This is a genomic window from Paenibacillus sp. Z6-24 (assembly GCF_054161335.1).
On the sequence record NZ_CP096398.1, the window covers coordinates 2,340,564 to 2,360,343 of the forward strand.

Annotated in this window: 17 protein-coding genes, 2 pseudogenes and 1 other annotated feature; of the genes and pseudogenes, 15 read left to right on the forward strand and 4 right to left on the reverse strand. The window is 49.8% G+C overall.

Annotated features, from left to right (window positions below; genetic code table 11):
• Positions 1–185 precede the first annotated feature (185 nt).
• The 5 genes from M1D61_RS10290 (at position 186) to M1D61_RS10310 (ending at position 5,712) form a co-directional block, all read left to right on the forward strand.
• Positions 186–620, forward strand: a complete 435-nt coding sequence (locus tag M1D61_RS10290; protein WP_458122249.1) for a hypothetical protein — start codon at positions 186–188, stop codon at positions 618–620.
• Positions 617–3,037, forward strand: a complete 2,421-nt coding sequence (locus M1D61_RS10295) for a molybdopterin-dependent oxidoreductase (protein WP_458122250.1) — start codon at positions 617–619, stop codon at positions 3,035–3,037. The genes M1D61_RS10290 and M1D61_RS10295 overlap by 4 nt, the downstream gene beginning before the upstream one ends.
• Before the next feature lie 87 nt (positions 3,038–3,124).
• Entirely contained in the window at positions 3,125–4,237 is a 1,113-nt protein-coding gene (locus M1D61_RS10300) for a hypothetical protein (RefSeq protein WP_458122251.1), read from the forward strand.
• Between the two features lie 248 nt (positions 4,238–4,485).
• Entirely contained in the window at positions 4,486–5,211 is a 726-nt protein-coding gene (locus tag M1D61_RS10305) for an SDR family oxidoreductase (RefSeq protein WP_458122252.1), read from the forward strand.
• Positions 5,212–5,277: 66 nt separating this feature from the next.
• Positions 5,278–5,712 carry a MerR family transcriptional regulator gene (locus M1D61_RS10310; RefSeq protein ID WP_458122253.1) on the forward strand — a complete coding sequence of 145 codons (435 nt, stop codon included), beginning with the start codon at positions 5,278–5,280 and terminating at the stop codon, positions 5,710–5,712.
• Between the two features lie 176 nt (positions 5,713–5,888).
• On the opposite strand, the gene M1D61_RS10315 is transcribed toward M1D61_RS10310, so the two are convergent.
• Positions 5,889–7,352: a glycoside hydrolase family 1 protein gene (locus M1D61_RS10315; RefSeq protein ID WP_458122254.1), complete on the reverse strand. Its 1,464-nt coding sequence runs from the start codon at positions 7,350–7,352 to the stop codon at positions 5,889–5,891.
• Between the two features lie 332 nt (positions 7,353–7,684).
• Between M1D61_RS10315 and M1D61_RS10320 the strand changes: the two genes are divergently transcribed.
• From M1D61_RS10320 to M1D61_RS10335, 4 genes and pseudogenes are all read left to right on the forward strand, one after another.
• Entirely contained in the window at positions 7,685–8,029 is a 345-nt protein-coding gene (locus tag M1D61_RS10320) for a hypothetical protein (RefSeq protein WP_458122255.1), read from the forward strand.
• A pseudogene (yidC, locus tag M1D61_RS10325) lies at positions 7,972–8,781 on the forward strand (membrane protein insertase YidC); the annotation flags it as partial. The gene M1D61_RS10320 and the pseudogene yidC, both read left to right, overlap by 58 nt.
• A gap of 437 nt (positions 8,782–9,218) precedes the next feature.
• On the forward strand, positions 9,219–9,671 hold the full coding sequence (locus M1D61_RS10330) for a CidA/LrgA family protein (protein ID WP_458122256.1): 453 nt from the start codon (positions 9,219–9,221) through the stop codon (positions 9,669–9,671).
• Positions 9,668–10,356 (forward strand): annotated as a pseudogene (locus M1D61_RS10335) (LrgB family protein). Before M1D61_RS10330 ends, M1D61_RS10335 begins: the two are co-directional and overlap by 4 nt.
• A 261-nt stretch (positions 10,357–10,617) precedes the next feature.
• Here the strand turns inward: M1D61_RS10335 and M1D61_RS10340 are convergent.
• The gene (locus M1D61_RS10340) at positions 10,618–11,436 is read right to left on the reverse strand and encodes a ZIP family metal transporter (protein ID WP_458122257.1); all 819 of its coding nucleotides are present in this window, start codon (positions 11,434–11,436) and stop codon (positions 10,618–10,620) included.
• Positions 11,437–11,867: 431 nt separating this feature from the next.
• Here M1D61_RS10340 and M1D61_RS10345 point away from each other — a divergent pair, with 431 nt between their 5' ends.
• Positions 11,868–12,827: a cation diffusion facilitator family transporter gene (locus M1D61_RS10345; RefSeq protein WP_458122473.1), complete on the forward strand. Its 960-nt coding sequence runs from the start codon at positions 11,868–11,870 to the stop codon at positions 12,825–12,827.
• Between the two features lie 112 nt (positions 12,828–12,939).
• On the opposite strand, the gene M1D61_RS10350 is transcribed toward M1D61_RS10345, so the two are convergent.
• The gene (locus M1D61_RS10350) at positions 12,940–13,317 is read right to left on the reverse strand and encodes an ArsR/SmtB family transcription factor (RefSeq protein WP_458122258.1); all 378 of its coding nucleotides are present in this window, start codon (positions 13,315–13,317) and stop codon (positions 12,940–12,942) included.
• A 282-nt stretch (positions 13,318–13,599) separates the two neighbouring features.
• On the opposite strand from M1D61_RS10350, the gene M1D61_RS10355 reads away from it, so the two are divergent.
• The 3 genes from M1D61_RS10355 to arsC all read left to right on the forward strand — a co-directional run bounded on the left by M1D61_RS10355 (position 13,600) and on the right by arsC (position 15,847).
• Complete coding sequence (locus M1D61_RS10355; RefSeq protein ID WP_458122474.1) at positions 13,600–13,935, forward strand: ArsR/SmtB family transcription factor; 336 nt, start codon at positions 13,600–13,602, stop codon at positions 13,933–13,935.
• 132 nt (positions 13,936–14,067) lie between these two features.
• Positions 14,068–15,366, forward strand: a complete 1,299-nt coding sequence (locus M1D61_RS10360; RefSeq protein ID WP_458122259.1) for an arsenic transporter — start codon at positions 14,068–14,070, stop codon at positions 15,364–15,366.
• Between the two features lie 61 nt (positions 15,367–15,427).
• Entirely contained in the window at positions 15,428–15,847 is a 420-nt protein-coding gene (gene arsC / locus M1D61_RS10365; RefSeq protein ID WP_458122260.1) for an arsenate reductase (thioredoxin), read from the forward strand.
• A 98-nt stretch (positions 15,848–15,945) separates the two neighbouring features.
• On the opposite strand, the gene M1D61_RS10370 is transcribed toward arsC, so the two are convergent.
• Complete coding sequence (locus M1D61_RS10370; protein WP_458122261.1) at positions 15,946–16,443, reverse strand: DinB family protein; 498 nt, start codon at positions 16,441–16,443, stop codon at positions 15,946–15,948.
• 323 nt (positions 16,444–16,766) lie between these two features.
• Between M1D61_RS10370 and M1D61_RS10375 the strand changes: the two genes are divergently transcribed.
• A complete protein-coding gene (locus M1D61_RS10375; protein WP_458122262.1) occupies positions 16,767–17,327 on the forward strand; it encodes a CGNR zinc finger domain-containing protein in 561 nt (186 codons plus the stop codon).
• A 61-nt stretch (positions 17,328–17,388) separates the two neighbouring features.
• Positions 17,389–17,666 (forward strand) — a binding site (T-box leader).
• A 201-nt stretch (positions 17,667–17,867) separates the two neighbouring features.
• Positions 17,868–19,544, forward strand: coding sequence for a glutamine--tRNA ligase/YqeY domain fusion protein (locus tag M1D61_RS10380; protein WP_458122263.1), 1,677 nt, complete (start codon positions 17,868–17,870; stop codon positions 19,542–19,544).
• The last annotated feature ends 236 nt before the right edge of the window (positions 19,545–19,780 follow it).

The following is a 19,780-nucleotide window of genomic DNA, read 5'->3' on the forward strand; positions in this document are numbered from 1 at the left end:
TGATTTCATATGTAGAGGTAGGCATATTTCAAATTCGGGTAATGGCTTATGACCATATATAACTATAGCGATCCGCTAACTTGAACTTTATGTACATTAATCGATGTTTATTCATTTAGCTTATGTAAAAGAAGTATGCAGCGCACTGATCTAATAACAGATTCCCATACCCAAGGAGGTAGAGCATGAATTCATTACTGCCTTACTGCCAGGCAATGGCAGAGGATGTGCAGCAGGTGCTGAAACAGACCGCCCCGATGCAGCATCCGCTGATCGAACTGATCCGTTACTCGCTCAAGGAACAGGAGGAAGCGCTGGATAAGCTGATTCCACTGCTGGAAGCAGACTCCGACTCATCCAAGCTGGCGCTGGATGAGATTCGCCCGTATCTGTCGATGCTGTATCAGAATAATGAAGTGTCAGAGCCGACGATGCGCGCATGGGTTCGAGCGGTGCACTGGATGCCTTCATTTGAGACCGAACATACGGAGCAGGTCCGCAACCGGTATGAACATATGCGTGAGCAGCTGGATGGTATGGCTGCAGCATTGAAGCAAAATTATGGTCAGGCAGCGATCAAATACATTATACCGACCTTTTATCTGGAGGTGAGCCTGTGAGCTGGCAAAAAGAACGTATTGATATGAATATATACAGTCAGGGTGAAGTGGACAAATGGGTGTACAGCACCTGCAATATTTGCTCAATCGGCTGCGGCTGCCATATTGCCGTCAAGGATGACCGGATCGTCGGCATCAAAGGCAATGGTCAGCATCCGATCAACCGCGGCCGTCTTGGTCCCAAAGGGGAAAATCAGTGGTATGCCAACAATAGCCCGGATCGACTGCTGACCCCGCTGATCCGCCGGGAAAACGGTCAGCTGGAGCCGGCGAGCTGGGAAGAAGCGATGGAACTGATCGTCTCCAAAGCGAGAGAATCGCTGGAGCGTCAGGGCAGCAACAGCATCGCCATTTATTCGACCGGTCAGGGCTATCTGGAAGACTATTATACAATTGCCAAAATCGGCCGTGCCGGTCTGCATACCCATCTGCTGGATGCCAATACCCGGCTCTGTACAGCGACCACAGAGTTCTGCCTGCTGCAGTCGTTTGGAGCAGACGGTACGCCGGCTTCATTTGACGATGTGGATGTGACCGATACGCTGATGCTGTTCGGACATAATGTAGCCGAGACAGGTACAGTGCTGCATGAGCGGATTATGCAGCGCAAGCAGCGGGAAGGCAAGCCCTACATCATAGCGGTGGACCCGCGTCATACGCTCACTGCCCGGCATGCGGATCTGCATTTGCAGTTGATTCCGGGAACCAATGTCGCGCTGCTGAATGGACTGGTTCATTTGATGATCAAGAATGGGGATATAGATCGCGATTTTGTCGATCAATATACGATTGGTTACGAAGAGATGCAGCAGTCGGTAGCGGACTGGACACCGGAGAAGACGTCGAAGATTACTGGCATTCCGGTGGAGCAGCTGCATGAAGCAGCTTCTGTACTGGGGCAGACGCCTTCGATGGTGACTACGACGCTGCAGGGGACATTCCAGAGTGCGGATGCGACAACAGCCTGTGTGGCGATCAATAATATGCATCTGATTCGCGGACAGATCGGCAAGCCGGGATGCGGCCCGCTGCATATGGCCGGTCAGCCAAGCTCCTCGGCCAATCGCACCGCAGGAGGCGTAGGTACGTACCCGGCGCAGCGCAATCCGATGAATCCACAGCATCTGCAGGAGATGGCCGATCTGTGGAACGTGGAGGAAGAAACGCTGCCTGCCGGTCCGGAAAAAGGGATTGAAGAGCAGCTGGACATGATCGAGCAGGGGAAAGTGACCTTCTTCTGGAACATTGGCACCAATCCGATGGTCTCCCTGCCCAACCGTAGGCGGGCACGCAAAGCGCTGGAGAAAATATTCGTCGTCGTGCAGGACCCATTCCTGACCGAAACGGCCAAGGTCGCGGATGTCATACTGCCTGTCGCACTCTGGGGAGAAAAGGAAGGCACAATGGAAAATGCCGACCGTACGATCAATGTGCTGCGCAAAGCGGTAGAGCCGCCGCAGGGAGTGAAAAGTGATCTGCAGATTCTGATCGACTTTGCCCGCCGGATGGAACTCAAGGACAAGGACGGTCAGCCGCTGATCGGTTACTCCACGCCGGAGGAATGCTTTGAAGAATGGAAAATTGTCTCGCGCGGTCGTCCATGTGATATGACCGGCATGACCTACGACAAGCTGGAGCAGTATAACGGCATGCGCTGGCCAGCCAACGAGCAGCACCCTGAAGGAACGCCGCGCTTGTACAGCGACTATCATTTCCCGACAGATGTGGATTATTCCCAGAGCTATACCAAGGATCAGTTCAGCGGCCGCGCCCTGAGCCGTGACGAGTTTGTACGCAAGCAGGCCAATGGCAGAGCGATTCTGCATGCGACCCGTTATCTGCCGCCGACCGAACAGCCGAATGAAGAATATCCGATCTGGCTCACGACCGGCAGACTGGTCTGGCACTGGCATACCCGGACCAAGACAGCCCGCTCGCCGTATTTGCAAATGGCTGCGCCCAATGCCTATGTGGAGATCCATGAGGACGATGCCGCCGCATTATCCATCATACAGGGAGAAGTCGTGCGCATTAGCTCACCGCGCGGCTGGATTGAAGTGCCCGCCCGGATCGGTACAGCGGTACAAAAAGGACTTGTATTTGTGCCGTTCCATTATGGCAGCTGGGAAGGGCATGAGTCGGCCAATGACCTGACAGCCGATTTTACCGATCCGCTGTCCAAGCAGCCCACGTTCAAACAGGCTGCCTGCCGAATCGAGAAGCTGCGCAAGCAGCATGTTGTGGCAGGCGAAGAGTCGGCCGATTATATCGCAGAGCAGTATCAGCTGACGGTCGAGCATCTGCTGCAGGCCAACCGGCTCGTCACGCCGTATGATATTCAGTCCGGTCAGACCCTTGAAGTTCCGATCTCGGTCATTAACGCGCCAATGCCGCCCTATATTCCGCAGCGTGGATAAATGGATATGCAATACAGCAATACGGGCGGTATACTCTCCGGTGATATGATATACTAGAGCTTATATCCGTTATAAAGGAGAATCAATATGCTGATTATTTTGCTGCTGTGCTGCATGATCGTGGGACTGATTGCATTTAGTGGCAACAAACATTTGTATGTCGCACCAACTGCAGCCGGCAGCATTGTTATGGCACTCGGTATTTTCATTCAGGGAGTATGGCAGCACATGTCGGGTCTGGGGCCGACCAGTCTTATTACGAGACTGCTGGTTATCGGAACGGCAATCATCTGGCTGTATCTGCTCGTTAGTTATATTGCCTCCATCCGCCGATCCAGTTTTTACCTGGATCATCTGGCTGATCCGGTACAGCGGTTTGGAGTGGGGACCTGGGTAGCGGGAACCTCGACGCTGCTGATTAATTTGTTTGCTTCATTTACATGGGGCTGGGCGCAGGAGACCATTCATATCCTGGCGGTACTCAATGTGGGCCTGTGGTTGTTTTTACTGTATTTTATATGTCTCGGCTGGTATCAGATAGTATTGCAAAAGCAGTACGACCGGGTGCATGGCATTCTTATGCTGTCTGCTGTCTCCACCCAGTCGATTGTGCTGCTGTTCCATCAGGTGTTCAATAATGGTTATGTGGCATTCTGGCTTAATCAGGCGATGATCACACTTGGGTTCGTATTTTACCTGATGAGTGCTTCGCTGATTCTGTACCGTTATAGCCGCAAGCCGGAGCGTCTGGTGCCGGATTGGACGGATACGAATTGTACGCTGTATGGAGCACTGGCAATTACCGGAGCTGCGGTACAGGCGACTCACGCCTGGAGTAATACTACCATTATTGCGCTATGGTGGATTACACTGCTGATTCTGATTGCAGTGGAATGTACCGAAGCACTGCGTGCCATCCGGCGAATTCGCCAAAAAGGCTGGCGTCATGGTATCGGCATTTATAATACGGCGCAGTGGACACGACTATTTACACTCGGAATGTTCTATTTCTTCACAATGCGGATTGAGCAGCTTTTTACGGAGCATACCGGATCGGCGCTGGCGCTGGGCGTACATCACTGGGTTCTAAGCGGTGGTGCATGGGTGATCAGCATTCTGCTGATCGTAGAGCTGGTGCTGTGGATTCAGGCTCTGTCTGTTCGTCGATTCTCCCGCATGGAGCCGGACAGCAGCCTGTAGACAGACATTTCAGCAAGATCGATAGTACAGTATTGAATAATGTACAAAAAATAGCAAAAGATCGTACCTGCTTTTTTGAACCGGAGAGTTAGCTGCATGCAACAAGTCCTGCCAGCCGCACCGGAAAAGAGCAGTGTGCGATCTTTTTTATATTTCCGCAGAAATAAGCTTGACTTGGAGTGTACTCCAAGTTGTAGTCTTGCTGTAGGCGGCCGCTACACTACAGCATTCCAAAGGAGACGATATAGATGATTCAGGAACAGACGGTTTTGATTACAGGCGCGAATAAAGGTATCGGTTATGAAGCAGCACGTCAGCTGGGTCAGCAGGGATATTACATTTTCCTGGGAGCACGTCAGCAGACCAATGGACAGCAGGCGGTAGAGCGGCTGCAGAGCGAAGGCATCCGGGCCGAGTACGTACATATCGATGTGACCGACCCGGCTACGATTCAGAGTGCGGCCGAGCAGATTCGCCAGCAGTCCGGATCACTGGATGTACTGATCAACAACGCAGGTATAGCCATGGGCGGCAATGTACCGAGCGAACAGTCAATTGAAGAGATCCGCAGTGTGTATGAAGTGAATGTATTTGGCACGATTCAGGTTATTCAGGCGATGCTGCCTCTGCTCAAAGAAGCGCCGCACGGACGTATCGTCAACGTATCCAGTGGACTCGGATCACTGGCCTTCAACAGCGATCCGGCGCATGAACATTATGGCGCCAACCCGCTGGGCTACAACAGTTCCAAAACAGCGATGAATGCAGTCACCGTCCTGTTTGCCAAAGAATTCGCTGATACCCCGCTCAAGATCAACTCGGTCGATCCAGGCTATACCGCCACAGATCTGAACGGTAACAGCGGCCCCCGTACCGTGGAACATTCAGCCGGGACCGTGATCGGCTTGGCAGTAATTGATGAGAACGGTCCTTCCGGACAATTTTTCGATGAAACCGGACCCATTCCCTGGTAATATATACGTAAACAGGGTGGAGATTCCTTTTTTATAAAAAGGCTGCCTGAGGAGAGGGTGAACAGCATGATGATTGAGATTCCGGATATGCCAATGACGATACGCGAAGCTTCCGAGCTGACAGGACTGAGCGAGGATACGCTGCGCTATTATGAGCGTATCGATCTGCTGCCACCAGCGCAGCGTAAGCCCAATGGACATCGATATTACACGGCTGAGCAGGTACGGGGTATTATTTTCATGACCCGGCTCAAATCGACCGGTATGACACTGGAAGAGATGAAAGCGTTCCGCGCTCTCATCAAGCAGGGCAGCAGTACACTAGATCTGCGCAAGTCGATCCTGCGGCAGCAGCATGAGCGCATCGGCAGCGAAATCCAGCGGTTGCGGGATATACAGGACGTGCTGGAATACAAAATCAATTACTTTGACCAGTTGTCCGCCAATCCGCAGCTGGAAGATACAGGCTGCGATCTGCCTGATCCACCTCGTAAGCAGTAAAATGCTCTGTCGCTTATATTTAAATGTTCACATTCCCATCATGAAAGCAGCTGCAACCCCATCGTTCGCTTCAGAATGCGGTACAACAGAATTTTTTCAACCCAAAAAGCAGCTGTCCGCGTAAAGCCGGGACAGCTGCTTTTTTATTTCACTATATCAACGCTAGTTACATGTAATTACAGCTGCTCACCATTGCTGGCAATAACCTGTTTGTACCATGCAAAGGAATCTTTTCTCGAGCGGGCGAGTGTGCCGTTGCCATCGTCATCCTGATCGACATAAATAAAGCCGTAGCGCTTGGACATCTCGGAGGTGGACATGCTCACCAGGTCAATCGGTCCCCAGGCGGTATAGCCCATCAGATCGACGCCATCCTTGACCGCTTCCTTCATCTGTTCGATATGCTTGCGCAGGTATTCGATACGGTAGCTGTCGTGAATGGAGCCATCCGCTTCGACTTTGTCATATGCACCGAGGCCATTTTCCACAATAAACAGAGGTTTCTGGTAGCGATCATAAAAGCTGTTCAGGGTGACACGCAGGCCAACCGGATCAATCTGCCAGCCCCAATCGGATGCCTCCAGATATGGGTTTTTGACGCCCATCATCAGATTGCCGGCGGTCTGATCGGCTTCATCGCCCGCTGCCACCGTTATGCTCATATAATAGCTAAAGGAGATATAGTCAACGGTATACTGCTTGAGCAGCTCGTCATCGCCTGCTTCTTTGTGCAAGGCGATGTTATTCTCCGCAAAATAACGTTCCATGAATTTCGGATATTCACCACGCGCATGTACATCGGTGAAGAACAGGTTCATCTGGTTGGCGAGCTGTGCTTTGCGAATATCTTCAGGATTGCAGCTGTTCGGATACGTCTCCATACGGGCCAGCATGCAGCCGATCTGGGCATCCGGAATGATCTCATGGCACAACTTGGTGGCGATGGAGCTGGCGACGAACTGATGGTGCAGCGCCTGGTACATGCCCTGCAGCTTGTTGTCCAGACGATCCACGACTACGCCGCCGCCGGTAAATGCGCTGATTGTGATGACGTTAATTTCGTTAAAGGTGAGCCAGTATTTGACTTTGTCCTTGTAGCGCTTGAATACGGTCTCTGCATAGCGTGTGAAATGATCAACCACTTCGCGGCTTACCCAACCGTTATATTTCTGTGTCAGACCGAGTGGAGTCTCGTAGTGGGAAAGGGTCACAAGCGGCTGGATGCCATACTTGAGCAGCTCATCGAATACATTGTCATAAAATTGCAGCCCTTCCTCGTTCGGCTGCTCATCATAGCCATTTGGGAAAATTCGGGACCAGTGGATGGACATACGGAACACCTTGAATCCAAGCTCCGCGAAGAGAGCGATATCTTCCTTGTAGCGGTGATAGAAATCAATGCCGTCACGCTTTGGGAAACGGGCTTCGAACTCGCCGCTCAGAATCTGCTCGATCCGCTTAGAGCTGATCTCCATCGCATGGGAAATGTCGGCGCTGCGCTGGTCCTTGGGAATATAGGCGATCATGTCCGCGCTGGACAATCCTTTGCCGCCTTCGTTATAAGCACCTTCCAGCTGGTTGGCAGCCGTGGCGCCGCCCCACAGGAAGTTCTCCGGGAAACCTTTGATTACACTGGACATAGATATAACCTCTTTCTGTTGGGAAGTAGTGGGAACCGGGAGACAGGCAATGCTCGAAATCATAATTACGAGCCAAAGGCAATAAAAAAAACCTAAACCGGAACAAAAGCAGCATCATCCGATGCCGGTTTCGTTGCCAATTTAGGTTTTGCCTGCTTCACCAGTAACAATCCTGTGTTTTGTTGTACACCCACATTGTATATCATCGAAAAAACGTTTTCAAGTTTTTGTGGATGTTCACCATTTTGACGATCCTGTTGTCGATTTTTGTCTTATGAAATTGCTTTTGATAACGTATAATAGATATATTATGACATAAGGAGGTGAAGACTTTGGCCGAGTTCCATGATTTGCTCCCGTATCTGCTATCGATCGGGCTTATTCTAACGGTGAGTTATGCCTATATTGCTCATCTGTACTGCGGCATTACCGAATTTTGGATGTTTGGCGGCAGATCTCGTCAGTATTACTTTTATCCATTGATTCTGTCCATCACGAGCCATCCTGCACCACTGCGCCTGTCGCGCATGATCCGCAGGAAAGAAGCACCTGACGATGACAGTTCCGATTGCATAGCCTCGTTGATCCCAGGTATGAACCATCAACGAGGAGGAACAACATGGAAACGTTCAAAGGATTCACATTTACGGGGAAAAGAGGCCGCTTATACGGCCTGATCATTGCACTGATGATGGTGGTACTGCTGTCCGGCTGCGGCACGGGCGGCGCTACGGAGATTCATTCGGATACACCGGGATTTTTTAATCATTATGTCGTATTTCCGCTGTCCTACAGCATACAGCATATCGCATCATGGTTTGGCGGCAGCTACGGTCTGGCGATTATCGTGCTGACCCTGATCGTACGGCTTGCTGTGATGCCGCTTATGATGAGACAGGCCAAATTACAGCAGGTTATGAAGCAAAAAATGAGTGTTATGCAGCCGGAGCTGGACCAGCTCAAGCAAAAGTACGAGAACAAAAACGACGCTGCTTCCAGACAAAAGCAGCAGCAGGAAATGATGGAGATCTACAAAAAGCACAGTTTCAATCCGCTGAATATAGGCTGTCTGCCGATTCTGATCCAGCTGCCAATTCTGTCCGGGATGTACACAGCCATTCGGCTGACGCCAGAGCTGTCCACGCATTCCTTTCTCTGGTTCAAGCTGGGACATCCCGACTGGATCATGGCGATCGTCGTGGCGGTGCTGTATCTGATCCAGGCCAAAATTTCGCAGGTCCATATGACCCCTGAGCAGCGCAAGCAGTTCGCAGTGATGGGTTATATTTCACCACTGATGATGGCATTCTTCTCCTTCAGTGCACCGGCAGCGATGCCGCTCTACTGGATGGTCAGCGGATCGTTCCTGATTCTGCAGACGCTGCTGTTCCAGCGGATGTATCCGGCTCAGCCTGCAGCAGCCGTCGCAGATGTTGCCGTACCGGCAGCAGCGCTGGACGCGGCATCCGCTGTATTGGATCATGAAGCGCAGCGGACAGCACCAGCTGCCCACAAGCAGCGAAAAGGCAAAGGCAAGTCTTCCAAAAACAAAGCTAAAGCACAAAAACCGTCATCCAATGCGAACTCTGCCGGTGTCTGAAATGAGCTAATATTCACCTGTTATCAACAAGCTGCTGGATAGGAGTACCGTTTATACAGATACAGATACAGATACAGATACAGAGGAAATTATTAAATTACCCTTATCTGTTCTTGAATTCGAGCCATCCCCTACACAGCGGGATGGCTTTTCTTTGAAAAAATCGACGTACCTATTGTTCGATAATGGGCAGTTTTCTGGTAAGCTATATGTAGATAGATACCATACTGGTATAGAGAGAATATGAGAGTGAAGGGAAATGAGTCATGAAATTCGTTAAAATTATTGTCCAGATCATGCTGCTGTATGTGATCTATCTGGCTGGCAGTTATCTGCAGGAATGGCTGAGTCTGCCGATCCCCGGCAGTATTATCGGCTTGCTGCTGCTGTTTATAATGCTGTTATGCCGGGTGATCCCAGTCTCCTGGATCGAGAGCGGCAGTACGATCATATTATTTTATCTCCCGCTGTTTTTTATCCCGGCGACGGTAGGGGTAATGAATCATCTTGATCTGTTTGCCGGTAAAGGCTTGCTGCTGGTCGTTGTAGTCATTATCAGCACGATACTCACGATTGCCGTAGCCGGTCATGTGAGCCAGTGGCTGGCAGGCGGGCCTGGAGCGCGGAAAACCGAGCAGCCGATAGGCAAGGATGAACCGAGACAGGCAGCTGCCAGTAGAAATGCGGTTCAATATCGGGAAAAGGAGACACGGATATGAGTGGAATCCTGAGTGCAGTTATTGTACTGCTAACCGTGCTGATCTATGCAGTGATGGCAATCATCTACAAGAAATTCAAGCTGCCGATTCTGATGCCTGCCCTGACGGGGACAGCGATCATCGTCATTATTCTGCTAAATCTGAATATTCCGTACAGTACCTATATGGAGGGCGGGCAGTGGATCAACAAGCTGCTCGGCCCGGCAGTAGTCGCACTGGCTTACCCACTGTACAAGCAGCGCCATCAACTGCTGAAGAACTGGCTTCCCATTGTCGGTGGATCGTTGGCAGGCGTATTTGCAGGCATGCTCAGTGGTATGCTGCTGGCATTGGCATTCGGTTTTAGCAAGCCGTTCATTTTATCGATTGTGCCCAAATCGGTCACTACGCCGGTAGCGATCCAGATTGTGAATCATCTCGGTGCGGATTCTTCGCTGACTTCAGTATTTGTCATGATCGCCGGATTCACCGGAGCGGTATGCGGCGTCTATCTGCTGCGACTGTTCCGCATCCATCATGTGATCGGCAGCGGATTGCGCTGGGCAGCTCTTCCCATGCGCTCGGTACCGCCAAAGCGATGGAGATCGGAGAGCAGGCATCTTCGATGAGTTCGATAGCTATGACGATCAGCGCGATTGTCGCTTCCTTTATCGCTCCGCTGGTCGTATGGATCGTTTTCCAGTAATAATGCTGTAAAACACAGAACAGATCTTTCTTGATTCTGGTGCTGCTATGATTAGGAACATAACACATACAGAATACATTTTATCCAAATAAAAGCTAAGCTCTAACGTATAATAGAGCTTAGCTTTTATTTTGCTTATGCTGGTAGAAGATGAAAGGTCAATAAAGCTTACAGTGCGATTCTTATATGGCACCGCAGTAATTAAATTATAGCTTTTTTTCGAGTCAGGGTTGTAATGGATGCCGAGTCGAAGCGCCAAATTTAGCCCAGCGCCACATCCAGAATCATCATCACGGTGAATCCGATCATCAGACACATCGAGGCAAAGTCCTTGTTGCCTTTTTCCTGCGAGCCCGGAATGACTTCTTCCGCAACTACAAAGATCATCGCACCTGCAGCAAAGCAGAGTGCATACGGCAGCAGCGGATCGATCAGCGTCACGGCCAGTACACCGAGTACAGCGGCGATCGGTTCGACCATCCCGGATAATTGTCCATAGAAAAAGGCTTTGCGGCGGCTCATGCCTTCACCGCGCAGCGGCATGGATACGGCGAGCCCTTCCGGGAAGTTCTGGATACCGATACCAATCGCCAGCGCCACCGCACCGGCAAGTGATTCGGTGGAAGTGCCATTGGCTACAGCGCCAAAAGCGACGCCGACCGCCAGGCCTTCGGGGATGTTATGCAGTGTAATGGCGAATACGAGCAGCGTACTGCGGCGTTTGTTTTTGGTACCCATGCCTTCCGCCTGGTTGCTGCTGGAGGAAGGGTGAATGTGCGGAATGACTTTGTCCGCTCCCCACAGAAACAGTCCGCCCAGCATAAATCCGACGGCAGCCGGAATCCAGGGTGGCAAGGAACTGTCTTCCGACGCCATTTCCAGTGCAGGAGCGATCAGGGACCAGAAGCTGGCGGCAATCATGACTCCGCCAGCAAAACCCAGCATCCCATCATATACTTTCTGATTCGGATTTTTGGAAGTAAAGACCAAGGCCGCTCCAACGGCGGTCATCCCCCAGGTGAATAGGGTAGCCACCAGCGCCTGCATTACTGGTGTCAGGCCGGTAAAGAAATCAATCATATGTAACAGTCACGCTCCTCGTCTCATTGGTCATAGCAGGGTAGATAGGATGCTGCTATGTTTGATTACCCCAATCCGGAGAATACACATCATTAGATCACCAGCCAGATATGAAAAGGATAATAAGCGGCAATAGAGAGAAGGGCAGCAAGCAGAAAGAAATGTCTGTTTCCTGTTCTTCCTATACAGCTTGCCAGACCGGAATTCGTGTACTATAATCAACACATGAACAATTGCTCATATGTTATTTAAAGTTAAAAATAGGTTAATACATGGCAAAGGAGCGGATAACGATGAACTTTACAAGCCGTAAGGATCTTCTATCTGATAAAGATAAAAGCCAACAGCGCGATCACTCCTCCGGTATAGTGGATCATGCTCATGAATCAGCATATACTCATGGGGATCACGTTCATCCACATGATGAATTGATGCATGATCATGCCGGGCATTTGCATCATGAAGAACCGGCTCATAAGCACGAAGGTCATTCCCACCAGCATGGACATGGTCATTCTCATGCCCATAATACAAACAAAAAGGCGCTTGGACTGGCTTTTTTCTTGATTGCCGCCTTCATGATCGTGGAAGTGGTCGGTGGACTGATGACCAACAGTCTCGCGCTGCTTTCAGATGCGGGGCATATGTTCAGCGATGCTGCTGCGCTGGGACTGAGCTTTGTCGCCATGGTATGGGGACAGCGCCAGACGAGTGGGACCAAAACCTACGGATATAAGCGCTTTGAAGTGCTGGCCGCCTTTTTGAACGGGATTACGCTGGTCGTCATCTCGCTCTATATTTTCTGGGAAGCGTTCCAGCGGTTCAGCGAGCCGCAGAGCATCATGAGCTCCGGTATGCTGACGATTGCCATTATCGGATTGATCGTTAATATACTGGCTGCTTATATCCTGATGAAAGGCGACACTTCCGAGAATTTGAATGTTCGTAGTGCTTTTTTGCATGTAATGGGGGATCTGCTCGGCTCGGTGGGTGCGATTGCAGCGGCGCTGCTGATTATGTTTTTTGGCTGGACACTGGCAGATCCGATTGCCAGCATTATCGTAGCTGTACTCGTGCTGATCAGCGCGTACCGGGTCACCCGGGACTCGGTACATATTCTGATGGAAGGCACACCGGTAAATATCCGTACTGAAGAGATTACCCGTGAATTAGCCGGTATTCCGCATGTGCAGGGCGTACATGATATGCATGTGTGGTCGCTGTCATCGGATCTGCCGCTGCTGAGCTGTCATCTGATTATTGATAATGCCGCGAATGGCAGCGAGATTATGAGGTCAGCGCGTGAGCTGATCCAGAAGCAGTATGGTATCGGACATATTACCATTCAGCTGGATACACCGGATATGAACTGCCAGGGCAACAAACATTAGCTGGGCTATACCATCACGCTTTTGCTGGAACCCGAAGATCAATTTAATGTAAAAAAGGAAGCTTCCGAGATGGAGGCTTCCTTTTATCTGAATTATCAAATATATGCAGCGATTATTTATGAATCAAATGCTGGTGGGTCTGCTTGAAAATCTCTTCTACATGATGATCATCCAGCGAATAAAATACCGTTTTGCCTACTTTGCGCGGTTTGACGATACGCATATTGCGCAAATAGCGTAATTGATGGGACACCGCAGACTGGGTCATATCGAGTACTTCACAGATATCATGGACACAGAGCTCTTTTTCAAGAATGGCATAGATCAACCGGACACGTGTCGGATCGCCCAATGCTTTGAAAATCTCGGCCATCGACAAAGCCGTATCGTTACTGATCAGTTCCTGCTTCATACGAGCAAGTGCCTGCTGTGAAGCTTCCGTAGCGTCGTTGCAATGGCTGCAGTCTTCTATAATGGCTTCCTGCTTCACGTTCTTTCACCTTCCTCGTAGATCATATGTTATCATTATAGCAAAAATCGTTGCGATTACGAATAGTGGAAATAAAAAAGGATATACGGCTTACCTGTAAAAGATTGACGAGGGCTTTTTTATCTATTACTATATAAGCATATCGTTATATATTAATTATTAGTGCTGGTTCATGCTATGGCATTATAGACTATATACAAATATGGATAGCCTGTCTGTCGGCAGTCCATAACAGGAGGGATCAGGTTGGACACAGAGCTTCACTTTAACAAGCTGGATCAGATGACAGAGCTGGCGGAACAGATCAAGCTGCTGGGAGACCGGACCAGATTGATTATGCTTGCTTTGCTTCGGGATCGGGAATGGTGTGTATGTGATTTTGTAGACCTGTTTCATATTTCACAGCCAGGGATCAGCCAGCATATGCGCAAACTGAAGTCCCACAAAATCGTTAAGGAAGAACGCCGGGGACAGTGGGTCTATTACTCGCTGAATGTTGCGGATAAGCCGCATATTCAGGCCGTCCTGGACAATCTTCCTGCCAGTGAAGAGATTCTGCGCATGTTAAACAAAACGGAAACAGGCAGCTGCGGTACGGATAAAGATCGCTGCTGCTAAAAGATCTTGTTAAGGGGATGGTCGATACCCCCGGGGAATGATGGATACAGGTAGGAAATGATTGATTCAACAGGCAGTTTTTCTGTTGAACAGTACGAATATTGTGATGCTGATAATCTGGAGGAAGTTGCCTTGCTTACTGTAATACTTGCTGTTGTTATTTTTGTGGTTACTCTGACTTTTGTCATCTGGCAGCCGAAGAATCTTTCGATTGGCTGGTCGGCATGCGGAGGGGCTGCACTGGCACTGCTGGCTGGAGTGGTCAATCTGCAGGATGTCTGGGATGTCACGCAGATTGTATGGAATGCGACGCTTGCTTTTGTCGCTATTATCCTGATATCGCTCATACTGGACAAGATTGGATTTTTCGAATGGGCAGCTCTACATATGGCACGTATCTCTCACGGAAACGGGCTGCGCATGTTTATCTATGTGTCTCTGCTCGGTGCGGTTGTATCGGCATTGTTCGCCAATGACGGTGCTGCGCTTATTCTGACACCGATTGTACTGGCGATGGTACGAGCACTGAAGCTGAGCGAGAAACATATTTTCCCGTTTATTATGGCGAGTGGATTTATCGCCGATACGACCTCGCTGCCGCTCGTCGTTAGCAATCTGGTTAACATTGTCTCAGCGGACTATTTCCATATTACCTTTATGGAATATGCCGGGCGGATGATTGTACCAAATCTCTTTGCGCTTGGAGCGAGCATTCTGGTGCTGTATCTGTTTTTTCGTAAAAGTATTCCGAGTTCCTTTGATGAGCGCAATCTTAAGCCGCCGGTGGATGCGATCAAGGATATTCGCATGTTTCGGTTATCCTGGTGGGTGCTCGGGCTGCTGCTAGTTGGTTACTTTGTCAGTGAATTCTTTAGTATTCCAGTCTCTTTGGTAGCAGGTGTGATCGCGATATTTTTCCTGATTATGGCAAATCGTAGTGATGCGGTACCGACACGCGAAGTGGTAAAAGGTGCACCATGGGCCATCGTATTTTTCTCCATCGGTATGTATGTAGTCGTCTATGGACTGCGTAACGCTGGGCTGACGAATGTACTTGCAGATGTGATTCAGGTAGCGGCAGATCACGGTCTGTTCGCAGCGACGATGGGCATGGGCTTCCTGGCTGCTCTGCTATCCTCGGTCATGAACAATCTGCCGACCGTACTGATTGATGCACTGGCGATCCAGGGTACGACAGCTACGGGTGTGATCAAGGAAGGACTGATCTATGCCAATGTCATCGGATCGGATCTGGGTCCCAAAATCACACCAATCGGTTCACTTGCGACGCTGCTCTGGCTGCATGTGCTGAATGGCAAAGGAATCCGTATTTCCTGGGGATCTTATTTTAAAATCGGAATTATTCTGACAATTCCCACTTTGTTTCTGACGCTTTTGGGGCTTTATCTGTGGCTGCTGTTAATCTTGTAAGAAATGTAGATTTCAGTTAATGACACTTCAAACTATAAACATTTCAAAGGAGCGGAATATAATGGACAAAAAAACGATTTATTTCCTGTGTACAGGCAATTCATGCCGCAGTCAGATGGCTGAAGGCTGGGCCAAAAAGTATCTTGGAGAGAACTGGAATGTGTATAGTGCCGGCATCGAAGCCCATGGACTCAATCCCAATGCGGTCAAAGCGATGAACGAGGTAGGTATCGACATTTCACAGCAGACATCCGATATCATTGACATGGAACTGCTCAATCATGCCGATATGGTCGTTACCCTGTGCAGTGATGCAGATGATAAATGTCCGGCTACACCTTCTCATGTACGCCGCGAACACTGGGGATTTGATGATCCTGCTAAGGCCGAAGGCAATGATGCGCAGAAATGGGGCGTATTCCAGCGTGTGCGTGATGAGATTGGTAACCGTATCAAAAGCTTTTCCCTGACCGGCATGTAATTGGCTGTCCTACATCTTCGAATAGAATACCTATGCAAAGTAAATCCCGGTGTGCTCATGAAAAGGCGCACCGGGATTTGCTTTGTAATGATCCTGTTCTATTGGAATCTGATTTCCCAGCAGCCCTGCAGTTTGCGCAGCAGGACAATCTGACCGGCATGATAGCTGTCATGAAGCATCCAGCTGGCCAGCTGTTCACCGATCTGTACATCTTCGGAAGAGTAGAGTGCGGCCAAATCATCATCTGTATAGAAGGCGATTTGTTCCCTTAATGCATCGGAGATTCGGGTGACTTCGGCGACCAGGTCATTCCACTGCTGCTCCTGCCCAGGGTCTCCAGGTTCACCAAAAGTCTCCAGATTGGTAGCAGCTTGTGGACCCGGGTTCTGATTCTGAAGCTTGTTCAGCACTAACCGGTTATAATAAGCGATATGGTTGACGTACTGCCAGATCGTCAGATTATTCCCCTGCGGACGCCATACTGCCTGGGCAGCTGTTAATCCCTCCAACGCTACAGATAACGGTACGATCCAGTTCTCATCTTTCCAGCTTTGATCCTTTTGAAGCAGCAGTAACTCGGCGGCGCTTACAGTCATTTTTGTTCCTCCTTGTGGGTACATGCAGACCGTTGATGGATTGCGGTACAGGATTAGTCGAATAAACAGGGTTGGCTATGCTGTGATCTCAGAGTTTTTCATCAGATAACAAATATTTTCTCTGTCCCATCCCATAGCAGGGTCTATACTAGGAAATCCACATGTCCATGGGTTATTAACTTTCTGAACAATAAATGTAACTGGCTACCATATGGTTAAATGGTTACAATTATAGTTAAACATAAAGCGGTGCTTGTAACCATCCAATTTTATATTTGGTAGTTACAATAGTGATCGACGATTATGAAGATAAAGGTGATGGGATGAATATATTATGGAGTGATTTTCTGAATAGTGACTGGCATGACTGGAAAGAAGGCAAGCGGGATATGGATCGGCTGCCGCTGGCAGAGTGGCAGCAGTCTTTCCTGGATAAGCATCATCTTCGGGCGCCTGTACCGGCTTCTGCAGAACAACTTCAGTATTTAATCGATTTTCGAGCTGATCTGCAGCAGATCGCTGTTCATCAGTCAGAAGGCAATCAACTGACATCTCAGCAGATACAGACGCTGAACCATATACTGGAAGCCGCTGCAGTGCAGCGTCATCTCGTCATGGAAGCAGGCCGTCCGGTTATTCATTACCGGCAGCTGGGCGATGACTGGCAGAGTGTAGCTGCTGAAGTGGCAGCCCATTTTGTGCATACACTGAGGGAAGGCGAAGGCAGCCGGATCCGCATTTGCGATAATCCTGACTGCCGCTGGATATTCTATGACGATACACGCAGCCGTACCAAAAAATATTGCGATGACAAACTATGTGGGAATCTTATGAAAGTAAGACGCTTCCGTGCAAAAAAGCGAGCATCGCAGAACAAACCATAATGCCTTCACACGATGGAAGGTATTGTAAAACATAGTACCGAGTGATAATATAGTTCCAATATCAAATGCGATGACGAGAAGAGTAGGATAAGTTACTTTTTGTACAGAGAGCTCCGGCAGCTGAAAAGGAGCCAAAAAGCCTTATTTGAAACAAGCCTCCGAGCAGCGTATCGGACTGGTCGATCCGGGTATGGTACGACAGGAGCTCCTGTTACAGAGCTAGGGTATAACCGTCTGTGCATCAGCCATCATCACCGGACAGCGGCGTACCTGATAAGGCGGATATAGCGATATATCCGTAAACTGGGGTGGCACCGCGATTATAATCTCGTCCCCAAGACCATACGTCTTGGAGGTGGGATTTTTTTGTTGTGTTTTTTGTTGTATTTGTAAAGGAATTCGCAGCTGTCTGTGCCAATTAATCAGTGCAAACAGCTGTCCCAAACTAACTTAACTATACATCCGGTAAGGGCATGGCCTGGAAACATGCAAGCAGGGCCAGAAGCCATGCCGCCGGCAAATAACAAGGGAGGCCACCCCATGAGTACCGTAAATGAAAATAATACCCATTTCATTCATAAAGTCATCGAAGAAGATATTCGCGCAGCATCCTACAGCCGTCCGATTGCGACCCGCTTTCCGCCGGAGCCAAACGGCTATCTGCATATCGGCAGCGCTTTTGCCATTATTACCAATGCAGAGTTGGCGCGGCAATATGGAGGTCTGTTCAAACTGCGGATGGATGATACCAATCCGCTCAAGGAAAGTATGGAATACGTGCATTCGATTATCGACGATATCAAGTGGCTGGGCTATGATCCGGAAGTCCATTTTGGTTCTGATTATGGGGAGCATTATTATGAGGCAGCAATCCGGCTTATTCGTAAAGGCAAAGCCTACGTATGCGATCTGCCGCCGGATGAGATGGCCCGGTATCGCGGCACACTGACCGAACCGGGAATAAACAGCCCTTATCGCGACCGCTCGGTGGACGAGAATCTGGCGCTGCTGGCAGGTATGCGGGCAGGCAAGGATGCAGCGGGAAGCAGAGTGCTGCGGACGAAGATCGATATGGCTTCTCCCAATATGACACTGCGTGATCCGGTGCTGTACCGGATTATCCACGCGCCGCATTACCGGACAGGCGAGGCATGGTGCATCTACCCGATGTATGATTTTGCCCATCCGATCCAGGATGCGCTGGAAGGCATCACCCATTCGCTCTGCTCCATTGAGTTCAAGGAGCACCGGCCGCTGTATGAATGGGTACTGGATGAGCTGGACATTAACGAACCGCCCAAGCAAAGGGAATTCGGACGGCTCAATATTACGGGAGCTGTAACGAGCAAGCGATATTTGCGTGAGCTGGTAGAAGGTGGTTATGTGGATGGCTGGGATGATCCGCGCCTGCCGACACTGCAAGGACTGCGCAGACGCGGATTTACTCCGGAGAGCATTCGATCTTTTTTCCGGGAGATTGGGATGATCCGGACGAGCAGTACGGTGGATATTGCCATGCTGGAGCATAGTATCCGGCAGGATCTGAAGCCGCACACACGCAGCGCGATGGTCATACTGGACCCGGTCAAGGTCATCATTACCAACTATCCGGCAGACAAGACCGAGTGGCTGACCGTGGAGAATAACGCGGAGAATGAAGACATGGGTACACGTGAGCTGCCATTTACGAGAGAACTGTGGATCGAGCGGGAAGATTTCATGGAAGAGCCGATACGTGGATTCCACCGTCTGTCGCCGGGTGTAGAAATAAGGCTCAAAGGCGCTTACTTTATCCGCTGCGAGCATGTGGTATGGGACGAGTCTTCTGGAGAGATTACGGAGCTGCACTGTACGTACGATCCGGCTACACGAAGCGGCAGCGGCTTCAATGCCCGTAAGGTCAAAGCAACACTGCACTGGGTGTCCGCAGCCCACGGGGTGGAGGTAGAAGTGCATCTCTATGACCGTCTGTTGCGCGAACCGGATACAATTCCGGCAGAGAACGCTGATTGGCAGGAGCGTATCAATCCGGATTCCTTGATCCGGCTAACGGGCAGTATCGCCGAACCGTCACTCAGTGAAGCGGCCATAGGTGATCGCTTTCAGTTTATCCGGCACGGCTATTTTGCTGTCGACAGTAAATACAGTACTGCTGAGCGCCTCGTATTCAACCGGATTGTGTCTCTAAAGGACTCGTGGAAAGGCGGAAAAACCTGAGCAGGAAAGAGCTGTGTATGCTTGATCCGCTATTCTGATTGATGGCAATAAACCACAATCAGCAAGTCACAACCAGCAAGCCCCAAAATCCACCTGTCCGGTATATCGGATAAGCGGATTTTGGGGCTTTTTATTGTTCCCGTTTCTATGGTGGTAAGGCTGAATCCAAGGTTTTGACTTTACGCCAAGCAGGAATTATAATGAATATAACATATGAACAGTTATTCATGTATTGC